This is a genomic window from Rhodoblastus acidophilus (assembly GCF_900187365.1).
In the GTDB taxonomy this organism is placed as follows: Bacteria; Pseudomonadota; Alphaproteobacteria; order Rhizobiales; family Beijerinckiaceae; genus Rhodoblastus; species Rhodoblastus acidophilus.
Map to the genome: position 1 here is coordinate 1 of NZ_FYDG01000039.1, position 11,187 is coordinate 11,187.

10 protein-coding genes and 1 pseudogene are annotated in these 11,187 nt (G+C 63.6%); 10 read left to right on the forward strand and 1 reads right to left on the reverse strand.

Translation table 11 applies throughout. The features are described from left to right. The 3 genes and pseudogenes from CFB24_RS21575 to CFB24_RS21585 all read left to right on the forward strand — a co-directional run. Positions 1–977 (forward strand): annotated as a pseudogene (locus CFB24_RS21575) (hypothetical protein); the annotation flags it as partial. A 265-nt stretch (positions 978–1,242) separates the two neighbouring features. Beyond that, positions 1,243–2,091 (forward strand): hypothetical protein, encoded by an 849-nt coding sequence (locus tag CFB24_RS21580; protein ID WP_244593367.1) that lies wholly within the window; start codon positions 1,243–1,245, stop codon positions 2,089–2,091. Between the two features lie 27 nt (positions 2,092–2,118). After that, a complete protein-coding gene (locus CFB24_RS21585) occupies positions 2,119–2,463 on the forward strand; it encodes a hypothetical protein (protein ID WP_088522681.1) in 345 nt (114 codons plus the stop codon). Between the two features lie 336 nt (positions 2,464–2,799). Here the strand turns inward: CFB24_RS21585 and CFB24_RS23810 are convergent, their stop codons facing one another. Then, on the reverse strand, positions 2,800–3,351 hold the full coding sequence (locus tag CFB24_RS23810; protein WP_244593364.1) for a hypothetical protein: 552 nt from the start codon (positions 3,349–3,351) through the stop codon (positions 2,800–2,802). A 12-nt stretch (positions 3,352–3,363) separates the two neighbouring features. Here CFB24_RS23810 and CFB24_RS23815 point away from each other — a divergent pair, with 12 nt between their 5' ends. From CFB24_RS23815 to CFB24_RS21620, 7 genes are all read left to right on the forward strand, one after another. Further along, complete coding sequence (locus CFB24_RS23815) at positions 3,364–4,224, forward strand: sensor histidine kinase (protein WP_338064207.1); 861 nt, start codon at positions 3,364–3,366, stop codon at positions 4,222–4,224. After that, the gene (locus tag CFB24_RS21595; protein WP_088522683.1) at positions 4,221–4,901 is read left to right on the forward strand and encodes a response regulator transcription factor; all 681 of its coding nucleotides are present in this window, start codon (positions 4,221–4,223) and stop codon (positions 4,899–4,901) included. Before CFB24_RS23815 ends, CFB24_RS21595 begins: the two co-directional genes overlap by 4 nt. A gap of 134 nt (positions 4,902–5,035) precedes the next feature. Beyond that, entirely contained in the window at positions 5,036–6,940 is a 1,905-nt protein-coding gene (locus CFB24_RS21600) for a methanol/ethanol family PQQ-dependent dehydrogenase (RefSeq protein WP_088522684.1), read from the forward strand. Positions 6,941–7,178: 238 nt separating this feature from the next. Continuing rightward, a complete protein-coding gene (locus CFB24_RS21605; protein WP_244593366.1) occupies positions 7,179–7,769 on the forward strand; it encodes a pentapeptide repeat-containing protein in 591 nt (196 codons plus the stop codon). Then, the gene (locus tag CFB24_RS21610; protein WP_141098565.1) at positions 7,766–8,170 is read left to right on the forward strand and encodes a hypothetical protein; all 405 of its coding nucleotides are present in this window, start codon (positions 7,766–7,768) and stop codon (positions 8,168–8,170) included. The genes CFB24_RS21605 and CFB24_RS21610 overlap by 4 nt, the downstream gene beginning before the upstream one ends. Then, entirely contained in the window at positions 8,143–8,961 is an 819-nt protein-coding gene (locus tag CFB24_RS21615; protein ID WP_088522687.1) for a DUF1194 domain-containing protein, read from the forward strand. The genes CFB24_RS21610 and CFB24_RS21615 overlap by 28 nt, the downstream gene beginning before the upstream one ends. A gap of 370 nt (positions 8,962–9,331) precedes the next feature. Beyond that, positions 9,332–10,945, forward strand: a complete 1,614-nt coding sequence (locus CFB24_RS21620) for a 4Fe-4S binding protein (RefSeq protein WP_158255375.1) — start codon at positions 9,332–9,334, stop codon at positions 10,943–10,945. The last annotated feature ends 242 nt before the right edge of the window (positions 10,946–11,187 follow it).

An 11,187-nucleotide genomic window follows, 5' to 3' on the forward strand; every position in this document is an offset into this window, starting at 1 on the left:
CCTTCCTGGCGATCTTTCCGCAAAATCGCGATTTGCAGCGCGGCTTCGCCGCGCTTCGGGCGGCGCGGGAAGAGGACAACCATATCTCCGTCAAGCTGCGGGCGTCCTTCGCGACCTGGGCCAAGGCCGGCGACACGCGCGCGTTGCGGCGGCGGGCCTCGACGCTGGCGCAAAGGATCGAGGGCTGGGGCGGCTGCAAGGCGACACGCATAGCCGGCGACCCGCTTGAGGGCGTGATGAGCACCGTGCCGGGGATCGCGTTGGCGTCGACCGGCAATCCTTCACTGGCGCTGCTCGGCGAGGCCCTGCCGATGTTGCCGTGGAACCATACGGTGTCGCCCTGGGCGGAGGGCAGCGTGCTGTTCCGCCTGCCGTCGGGCGCGATCTGGCCCTATGATCCCGCCGGCGGATCGAAACGCCCGGTTGTGATCGATGTTTTCGTCGCGCCGCCGGGGTCGGGTAAGTCGGTGATCGCCAACACCATCAATCTCGGCCTGTGTCTCTCCTCGGCCGTGCTTGGCGGCGCAACTCCGAAGCTCCCGATGATCGGCAAACTCGACATCGGTCCTTCGGCGGAGGGCTTTGTGCGTCTGGTTCGGGAGAAGCTCGGACCGGAGCGGGAGCATGAGGCGATCTATGTGAAAATGCAGTTCGCGCCGGGCTTTGAGTTCAATATTTTCGATTTGCAAGTCGGGTGCGAAGAGCCGCTGCCGCTCGAACGGGCCTTTCTCGAAACGTTTCTGTCGCTGCTGACTCTGCCGCCGGATACGTCGAAGCCGTTCGAAGGCTTGGTGCAGATGATCAAGCTGGTCAGAGGGCCTCGCCGGCGGCGTACCCCTCACTCCATCTTGCGACTTGCCTTGGCCAAGCACCGCAAGCCCTTTGGCCGCGTTTTCGTGCGGTCATCCACTTTCAAGCGCCTTTGGCGCCGGTCCGCGTCATGCCGATCGCTTCAGTTGCAGCTTGGCCCTCGCTGAATTTCCGCGCCATCCAAGGTCTTCGGCAATGTTCGGCGGCAAGCGGCCTTCCCGCGACCGAACGCTCAACATTGCTAAGCAGACTATCCGCGACCTCGCCGTTTTTTTGCCTCTCCTACCTCAATTTGCCGCCGCGTTCTCTGAGTACCCATCCGCGACCAAGCCAATGCTAGGTGTCTGAAAAACAATGACAACCAACGCCCGAACTAGCGGTGGTCGCGCCTGTTTGCGTGCACCCGCCTTGAGAGGACGTCTTTTGAAGGTGATGGGCGTTCTGTTCGGAGCGGCGGCCCTAATGACGCCCCAGCAGGCATTTTCAGAAGAAATTCTGGGCACTGATCCGGCGTCGCCAGGCCACTTTCAGGTGGAGCAGCGTTTCGGCTATTTCACAACGTTCAACCCGCCAACGGCCGCGCCTAAAGGCGCCAACTTGCGGGCGCTCACCGGCGAAACCGAAATCGGCTATGGGGTCAACGACTGGTACGAGGTCGCTGTCACCACGCCCTACGCCTTCGCCCGCGGCAACGCCTCAGCCATGCCCGGGGCGGCGTCCCTGCCCGGATACGGACTTCAGACAGGCGGCGTCACTTTCCGCCAAACCTTCATGCAACCAGACCGCGAAGAGCGGAATCTATTCTTCGGCCTCGTCATTCGCGGCATCTATGCTCCGCCTGGCGCGCTCATTCCCGACCTGTTCGTTCCGCGCTCCTCGGTTCCAATCCTCGCCGGTTTGCCGGGGCCGCGTTTCGTACAGGAGGCGTCGCCGCGTTTCGCCGGAATGTTCACGCCGATCGTCGGTGTGCGCTTCGGCAACGATTATGAGGCGATCTTCAACGCCAACATGACCGTTGGTTTCGATCGCCCCGGTTCCGCCTTCGAGCCCTCGCTGCGGGTCGTGAAGCAGGTGACCGACAATTGGAAGATCGGCTTCGAACATTTCGCCAATCTCGGCCCGATCGGACATGTCGTTCCCTGGAAGCAACAGAGCCAGGTGCTGTACGCCGTGGCGAACACCAAGTTCAAAGGCTTCGAATTGAGCTTCGGCGCGGGCTACGGGCTGACAGAGGCTTCTCGGGGGCCGGCGCTGAAACTGAGCATTGGTCGTGATTTTTGACCTGCACGCTCACAAAGGGACTCTGGCATGATAAGACTTGCTCTATCCGTCGCCATGCTCACTGCAAATGTCTCTGGCGCCGCCGCCGAAGGCAATTCCGCGCGGTTCCTCAACCGCACCGGCGAAACCATCGTCCATCTCCAGCTTGCGCCTGCGGGCGCCAGGTCGTTCGGCGGCGAGCTTTGTAAGAACGACGATGAAGGCCAAGTCGACCACAACGAGAAGCTCAATCTCGTCGGCGTGAAGTCAGGCCGTTACGACATCAGGCTCGCGGACAAGAAAGGCCACGTCTGCACCGTTCGCAACATCGACGTGCGCGAGGGCGAGCAATTCGTGCTCCACGCGCAGGACCTCACGACCTGCGGCAAATAGGCGCCCGCTAAGCCTCCGGTTCAGCCATCTGCCGCCGCTTCATAGCGAAAGCGACGCCAATCCGCCTGCTGGCCTCGTTCTCCAGGCGGATTGACAGGGGCATTCTTCTCCGGGCTGTTTGAGGCCATGGCCTCCAAGCACGAGTCACACCAGGCGGCGCCTTCCTCGCCCAGCGGCGCACAGCATGATCTCGGCGGCGTCTCGCTGCGCCATGCTCTGGGCCTCGTGGCCACGATCGGCGGGCTTCTTGGGGCTGCGCTGGCCTATTCAACGTTCCAAGATCTCTGGAAGGCGACAAATTTTCTGGCGCGCGCGGAGCGCTCCTACGAACAATTGTCAATCGTCACCCGGATCGAGGCGGATGTGAACGCCCTGCTGCTGAATGAAGCTGCGCGGGAAAACCTGCCCGAATGGGTCGCTCTGACGGAGGCCGGCGCTGAGAATATCGAAAAAACGCTCGGGCTCTATATCGCTGGGGTCAACCAGGAAACGGAATTGCTTGAAGACGCGGGCGGCCAGGCCGAGGAAGTCGCCCGCGCCCTGGAGCTGCGGGATCTGTTTCGAGCCGTCCGGGGCAATCTGGCTCTCCTCGCCAATCAGCAGCCTGACTCGCAAATCGCCCGCGATGGCAAAAATCCTGCGGCGCGGCGTGTCGCCGCCGATGTCGTCGCCTTGCGGGTTCTCGCCGCTGCAATTGTTGAAGACGAGCGCAAGGAGGTCGCGGCGACCAACGCCGCAATGGCCGCGCTGCGGAGGGCGTTTCTGCTGCATGCGGGCGTCGCTGCTCTGCTTCTGCTCGTCGGCGTCGCCGCCGCACACCGTGCGGTTCGAAGCGGTTTCTCCACCCCTTTGTTGGCGCTGGCTCGCGGCGCCGTCGCGTTGTCCCAAGGCGACCGCGCCGTGACGATCGTCCCGCGCGGCATTCGCGAATTACGCCAATTGGCGGGGCGATTCAACGAGATGGCGGCGCGCATCCAGTCCCAGCAACGGGAGTTGGAAAAGGCTAACAGCCGGCTTGAGGACACGGTGGTTCAGCGCACCCGCGAATTGGAGGCCAAGACGGAACAGTTGGCGCAGATCGACCGTTCCCGAAAATTGTTTTTCGCCAAGGTCAGCCACGAATTGCGCACGCCAGCCACGGTTCTGCTCGGCGAGGCCGGTCTGGCGCTACGTCAGCGTTCGCCAGATGTTGAGACTTTTCGCGAGGCGATGATTCATATCCGCGCCAATGGCGAGGTCATGCAGCGGCGGCTCGACGACATGCTGCTCCTGGCCCAATCCGAAGAGGGACGTTTGGCGCTGCGTTTCGCGCCTTTCGACCTCGCGCGCGCGCTGCGCGAGGCGCTCGACCTCGCCGGCGCCTTCGCGCGTGCGTCCGACGTGGTGTTGACAGGCGAGGGGCTGGACGACGATTTGAGCGTTTCGGGAGATGAGAGCTGGCTGCGGCAAGGGGTTCTCGCCCTGATTGACAATGCCGTGAAATTTTCACCTGACCAGGGCGCAGTGACGGTCGCGCTAGCGCGGGAGGGGGACCGCGCGCTTGTGAGCGTGAGCGACGAAGGGCAGGGCGCGCCCGATGATGCGCTTGAGCGGCTGTTCGATCCCTATTATCAAAGCGACGAGGGTCAGCGGCGTGGCGGCTCGGGCCTGGGCTTGGCTGTGGCGCGCTGGATCGCCGAACAGCATGGCGGCGCCATCCGCGCGGAAAATCGTCCGGAAGGCGGTTTGAGAGTGACAATGGTTCTCCCGGTGTCCCCATGAAAGTCCTGCTGGTCGAGGACGACGCCGGCGTTGGGCGGCTTCTGGTTAAATCGCTGGAAAGCGAAGGCCTTGAGGTCGATTGGCGCCGGGTGGGCCGCAATGCCGTGGACGCTTTGCGCGAGGGTGGATACGCTCTAACGATTCTCGACCTGATGCTGCCGGACGTGGATGGCGTGCGGCTCGCCCGCCAAATCCGCATGGCTGGTCACGACCTCCCCGTGCTGATGCTCACCGCGCGCGCCAGCCTGGAGGACAAGCTCGAAGGCTTTCGCTCGGGCGCCGACGATTTTCTGACCAAGCCGTTTCACGTCGAGGAATTGCTCGCCCGCATCCGTGTCCTTCTGCGGCGCAATATTCCCGCGCTTCGGCCTTCGCCCGTGCTCGCCTTCGGCGCGCTGACCGTGGATGAGCGGGCGCGCGAAGCCTGTGTCGACGGCAGCGCCCTCGCTTTGACGCGCCGCGAGTTCGACCTGCTGGAATGTCTGGCGCGCCATGCCGACCGCGCCCTGTCGCGCGAGGCGATCATTGCGCAAACCTGGGGCGATTCCAGCGACGTCACGCCCAATTCCGTCGATGTCTATATCGGCTATCTCCGCAAGAAACTGGCGGAAAAACCCGGCGCGCCCAAAATCGCGACCCTGCGCGGCGTCGGCTACCGCCTCGCGCGCGATGCTTGAGCCGGCGCCAAAGTACAGGCTTTTCTGAGAACGCTCTCAGCCTCCTCTCAGGACATTCTCATCCGAACCGCCCTAGCCTGACGGCAACACGGTCAAACGAAACCGGCGTTGATAATCGCAAGGGAGGACAGTTCATGAATTCCAGGCTCCACGCGTCTGAAGCGCGTCATCGCGCGCGCTTGCTGGCGACCGCCTCACTGCTCGGGTTGGGCCTCGCCTTCTCCGGCCCCGCCGCCCGGGCGGAGCGCGGCGAAAAGCCTGTGAGCTGGGAGGACATCGCCAACGACGACAAATCCACCTCGGACGTGCTGAGCTACGGCCTCGGCCTTCATGCCAACCGCTATTCCACGCTCGACAAGATCAATGTCGACAATGTCGGGAAGATGAAGGCGAAATGGGCGTTCTCTTTCGGCGACGAGCGCCAGCGCGGCCAGGAGGGCCAGGCGCTCGTCCATGACGGCGTGATTTATGTCACCGGCTCCTATTCGCGCCTGTTCGCGCTGGACGCCAAGACCGGCAAGCGGCTGTGGGCCTATTCGCATCGTCTGGCCGAAGATATCCGTCCGTGCTGCGACGTGGTCAACCGCGGCGCCGCCATTTATGGCGACAAGATCTATATGGGCACGCTCGACGCCGGCATTGTCGCGCTCAACCGCAAGACCGGCAAAGTGGCCTGGCAGAAAAAATTCGAGGACCACACCGCCGGCTACACCATGACCGGCGCCCCGGCCATCATCAAGGACCAGAAGACCGGTCGGGTGATGCTGATCCACGGTTCCTCCGGCGACGAGTTCGGCGTGGTCGGTCGCCTCTACGCCCGCGATCCCGACACCGGCGAGGAAATCTGGATGCGTCCGCTGGTCGAAGGGCACATGGGCCGGCTGAACGGCCAGGACTCGACCCCGACCGGCGATCCCAAGGCTCCCTCCTGGCCCAACAATCCGGACGGAACCAAGAGGGAAAGCTGGAACCACGGCGGCGGTGCGCCCTGGCAGACCGCCACCTTCGACGTCAAGACCAACACCATTGTGATCGGCACCGGCAATCCCGCGCCGTGGAACTATCATTACCGCTCCGGCCCTAACGGCGATTGGAAGCCGTATGACAGCCTGTTCACCTCGGGCCAGATCTACATCGAGCCCTCCACCGGCGAACCCGTCGGCTTCTTCCAGCATACGCCGAATGACGCCTGGGATTTCTCCGGCAACAATTCAGTTTTGCTGTTCGATCTGGAAAAGAACGGCAAGACGACCCGCGCCGCGGCGCACGCTGACCGCAACGGCTTTTTCTTCATCACCGATCTCGACACGATGACGGCGCGCGACGGCCGCATTTCCAAACAGGCGGGTGGCGCGCTCGCCATCTATCCCTTCGTGCGCGACATTTCCTGGGCCTCCGGCTGGGATGTGGCCAGGGGCCGGCCAAACGAACTCAGCGGCCGCCCGCCGGCGCCGGTCGAGGGCGAGAAACAGGGCAAACCTGTACAGGTGACGCCAAATTTCCTCGGCGGCACCAACTGGATGCCGATGTCTTACAATCCCAACACCAAGCTGTTCTACATCCCCTCGAACGACTGGACCGAGGAGTACTGGACCGAAAATCTGACCTATAAGAAGGGCGCGGCCTATCTCGGCCAGGGTTTCAGAATCAAGCGCAAGTTCGAAGACCACGTCGGCGCCCTGCGCGCGCTGGATCCCGCCACTGGCAAGATCGTCTGGGAATCGCTCGAACAACTCCCGCTCTGGGCCGGCACACTGACGACGAAGGGCAATCTGGTTTTCACCGGAACGTCAGACGGTTTCGTGAAAGCCTTTGATGCGCGCAACGGCAAGGAGCTGTGGAAGTTTCAGACCGGGTCGGGCGTGGTGTCGATCCCGATCACGTGGGAGGAGGATGGCAAGCAATATCTCGGCATTTCCTCGGGGTATGGCGGCGCGGTGCCGCTGTGGGGCGGCGACATGGCCGATATGACCAAGCAGGTCAGCCAGGGCGGTTCGTTCTGGGTTTTCGAGCTTTCGCCCGACATGGCCTCCAAGTAAGCGCATCACAGACAGGCCGGCTCGCGTTCCTTCAGGGCCGGTCGTCGCTCCCGCCGTCGCTTATTCCATTCCGGGCGGCGGCGCGGGCGGGCCAGCGGAACTTCCATGCGCCATGGGCGCACAATCCTTGATCCCAAGAAGGACGTCGTTCATGTCACATGGCGGTCAATCCACTCGTGCGACCGGTTCACGCTGGCCCCTTTTTCTTTCCCCCCTGTTTGTCGCCGCGGCGCTGGCCTTGTCGCCGCCGGCCCGCGCTTATGACGTCATCGTCAATTCCGACCCGCGGCCCGATCCCTGGGTGGAGAATGGCTGCACGATCGCGCCCAAGACCCAGTGTCCCGGCGTCGATTTGCGCCATGTCGACCTCAAGGACGCCAATCTCGCCGGGGCCAATCTCGCCGGAGCCCATCTGGCGCGCGCCAATCTGCGCCACACCAATCTCACCAGCGCCAATCTCGAGGGCGCCAATCTGGAGGGGGCGCGGCTCTGGGCCGCCTTCCTGCAGAACGCCAACGCCAAGGGCGCCAATCTGCGTGGCGCGGACCTTTCGTTCTCGCGGGTCGCCCACGCGGATTTCACCGGCGCCGATCTGACCGCGGCTTCGCTAGAACACGCGCGCGCCAACACCGCCAATTTCCTGCAGGCCAAGCTGGTCAACGCCGATTTGCAGGAAGCGCAGCTCTATGACGTCAATCTCGCCGAGGTCGACATGACCGGCGCGCTGAAGCGCTACACCATTTTCCAGGACGCGGTGATGGATGGCTGCGTCGGTTGCCCGCAGGACTGGCAGCGCGGCCCGCGCGCCTGGGAATTGGAAAAGAAGTGATCCTCCGGGCGTTGGGTTTGGCGGTCGCGCTGTCCTTTTCCGGCGGCGCAGGTTTCGCACAAACGCTGACCACAACCCTGCTCGCCTGCCGCGCCATCGCCCAAGCCAGCGAGCGCTTGGCCTGTTACGACGCGCTGGCGCGTGAACAGGCGCCGCCGCGTTTCCAGGGCCATCATAACGCCGTGACCGAACTGTTCACGCTGGACCGGCCGCATCGGCTGCGCTTCCGCTCGGAGGGCGTGATCTTCGTTCTCTATCTGATGAACGCCAGGGGCGAGGTCATCCAGAACCTGCACATCGGCGGGGCCGGCGAAGACGAATATCTGATCGACAGGCCGGGCGTGTATCAACTGAGAATCAATGGAGCGGAAGGATGGCGCATCTGGCTCGATCCCGAATGATCGCCGGAATGGCGCTCGCCTGCGCCTTGGCCGCCGCGGCGCCGGCGCGGGCCGAACAATTTGACACCGCGCTGATCCTGGCGGTCGATGTCTCCGGTTCGATGGACGACGCCCGTTATCGCGTGCAGTTCGAAGGCGTCGCCCGTTCGCTGGAGGACCCGTCCATCGTGCAGTCCCTGCTCGGCGGCCCGCATCATCGCGCCGCGGTGTCGATGCTGGCCTGGTCCGACAACGCCCATGAAGTCATGTCCTGGCAGGTCGTCGCCAACGCCGAGGACGCTCGCCGCGTCGCCGGCCTGATCCGCGCCATGCCGCGCGTCTCCGGTGAATTCACCTGCCTCGCCGCCATGCTGCGCGATGCGCGCGAAGGCTTGGCTCGCAGCGTTGCCGGTCAGGCGTCGGCGACCGTCATCGACGTGTCCGGCGATGGTCCCGACAATTGCTCCGGCGCGCGCGCGACCGAGGAGGAGCGCGACAACACGGTCGCTGCGGGCGTGACCATCAACGGCCTGCCCATTCGCACCGAGAATGAATTCACCGGCGCCGGCGCCTATCGCGCGCCCGGTTTCAGCATCGAAGAGCTGCGCCACGAACCGCACATGTCCGGAACGACCATTGAGGATTGGTACAAGCAGCACGTGATCGGCGGTCCGAATGCATTTCATATCGTCGCCAACGGCTACGCCGATTTTGAGCGCGCGTTCCGGCGCAAATTTCTGCGGGAAGTGGCCTCGGGTCGCGACGGCGCACGCCGGCTTTCGACGAAAATCTTGGGGATGCGGCAAGACTGAGACATGGCTGGGATTCGCACATCGACCCTGCGCACGGCGGCTCTGCTGCTTTTGGCGATTATCGTCGCGGCTTCCGCGCGCGCCGCCACGCTCGACCGCGCGGGCTTGGAAAAACTGTTTCCGCCGCCGTACCAGCTTGGCGCGCGCGACCCCGACCTTCCGGTGTGGTCGATTTACCGCAGCATGGGGACGCGGGACGAGCTGGTCGCCCATGTGTTCGAATCCATCGATTTCCAGCCGATCCCCGGCTTTTCCGGCACGCCGGTCAATCTGCTGGGCGCGCTGCGGCCGTACGGCTCCTTTCTCGACGTGCGCGTGCTGTCGCAACATGAACCGGTTTTTGTCGACGGGCTCGGGCCGGAGCACCAGCATGAATTCGTCAGGCAATATGCCGACCTTTTCGCTGCATCAGTCGATCAAGATCGTGCGTCCGGGCGCGCGAACCGCAGCGGCGCTGGACAGCCTCGCGGTGGAAATCGACGGTATTTCAAAGGCCACGGCCTCGGCGCGCATCGTCAACGAGACGCTGATCGCCGCGGCCTTGCAGGTTGCGCGGGCAAAACTCGGGTTTTCCGTCGGGCGCGACCTCAGCCGCGCCGCCCGGGTGCGAAAAGATGTCTTTGCGCCGCTGAGTTTTGAGGACCTGCTGGCGCGCGGCTATGTCCGCAAGCTGCAATTGACCAACGCCGAGGTCGAGCGGGCCTTCGCCGGCTCAGAGGCGGCTGGTCTCGACGCCGAGGCGCTGCAGTCGCGCAGCGCGACATTCACGGAAGTCTACCAGACCCAGATCGACGTGCCGATCATCGGCCGCAACCTGCTCGGCGAGGCCAACTGGCGCAAGCTGGTGCGGTTGCTCGACGGCGGCTCGGCCATGTTCGTCGCCTCGACCGGGCGCTGGACGTTCATGCCCGAAAATTTCACGCTGGGAGGAACGCCGGATTATGTCGCCCTGTTGCAGGCCGGCGCGCCGGTGATCTGGCGCGATTTCGTCTGGAGCGAGACGCGCGACCCGCCGACGCCGGAGCTGGAGCGGGCTAACGCCGATGTCGCCATCCTCCACATTCCGCCGGAGGCCGCCTACGATACGGCCAGCCCCTCCGAGATATCTGTGCGGGTCATCCGCCAGAAGGGCTTGGTTTATCCAGAAAACTTCACAGTCGACTTCAAGCTGGACTATAGCCTGCCGAAGGACCTGTTCGAGGTTCCACCGGAAGACAATGGTTTAGGGCTCGCCTCAATCTGGACGAGCCGCAGCCGCGACATTTCCATCCTGTGCGGGGTCCTGGCCGTGCTGGCGGTCGCCTTGTCACGACAGAAAAGCTTGGTCCACTCTCCGCGCAGGTTGAAAACCTTCCGGCTGGCGTTTCTGGCCTTCAATCTCATCTTCATCGGCTGGATCGCGCAAGCGCAAATGTCCATTGTCTGGCTGGTGGGCTTGGCCAAGGCGATCAAGGGCGAGGGCGGCTTCCAGTTCCTGCTGTGGGACCCGCCGACGCTGATCGTGGCGATCTTCGGGCTCGGCGGGCTGTTCATCTGGGGGCGCGGAACCTTTTGCGGCTGGCTGTGTCCCTTCGGCTCCCTTCAGGAGTTTGTCGGCGAAAATCGCGGAAATCGAGCCGTTCAAGACCGCGATCACCTTGACCTTCATCCGCTCGGCGCCCTTCGTGCTCTATACGGCTGCGTTGCTGCTGTTCGGGCTGTTCCACTACAAATTTTCTGCCGTTATCTTTGCCCGCTAGGCGCGGCCTTGTCCGCGCTCAGCTTCGTGCGGCGCTCGAACTGGATCGCGCGCCACAAGGAATGCGAGACGCCTTGTCAATTGTGCCGGGTAAAATGCCGCTATGGCGCCATCACGGGCGGCGGGTCCATGATCTATTCCGAATGTTTCCAGTGCCTGGATTGCGTGGCGATCCATGATGATCCGAAACGATGCGCGCCCTTAATGTTGAAGACGAAAACATCGCGCCGGGCGTCGGCGAAATGACCCTGCAGTGTCGCCTCTCCGCAACGCAACAGCGATCTTGAGGCGGATCGTAACGCAGCAGCTGGCGCCCACTGCTGACGGTTGTACAACAAATTGCAGTCGTTCCAATAAAAACCCGACGACGGCAACGATCCGGAATCGACCGCACCACCATCGCCGTGGCCCCGCAAGGCTCGAGGCTCCGTTCCTGATCGATGTCAGGACGCCGTCCTGACATCCGTCTGCGCGAATTCGTTCGCCGT

Coding starts and splice junctions, on each gene's coding strand:
- CFB24_RS21580 (WP_244593367.1), top strand. CDS start 1,243: ATGGGCGTTCTGTTCGGAGCGGCGGCCCTAATGACGCCCCAGCAGGCA.
- CFB24_RS21585 (WP_088522681.1), top strand. CDS start 2,119: ATGATAAGACTTGCTCTATCCGTCGCCATGCTCACTGCAAATGTCTCT.
- CFB24_RS21595 (WP_088522683.1), top strand. CDS start 4,221: ATGAAAGTCCTGCTGGTCGAGGACGACGCCGGCGTTGGGCGGCTTCTG.
- CFB24_RS21600 (WP_088522684.1), top strand. CDS start 5,036: ATGAATTCCAGGCTCCACGCGTCTGAAGCGCGTCATCGCGCGCGCTTG.
- CFB24_RS21615 (WP_088522687.1), top strand. CDS start 8,143: ATGGCGCATCTGGCTCGATCCCGAATGATCGCCGGAATGGCGCTCGCC.
- CFB24_RS21620 (WP_158255375.1), top strand. CDS start 9,332: ATGAATTCGTCAGGCAATATGCCGACCTTTTCGCTGCATCAGTCGATC.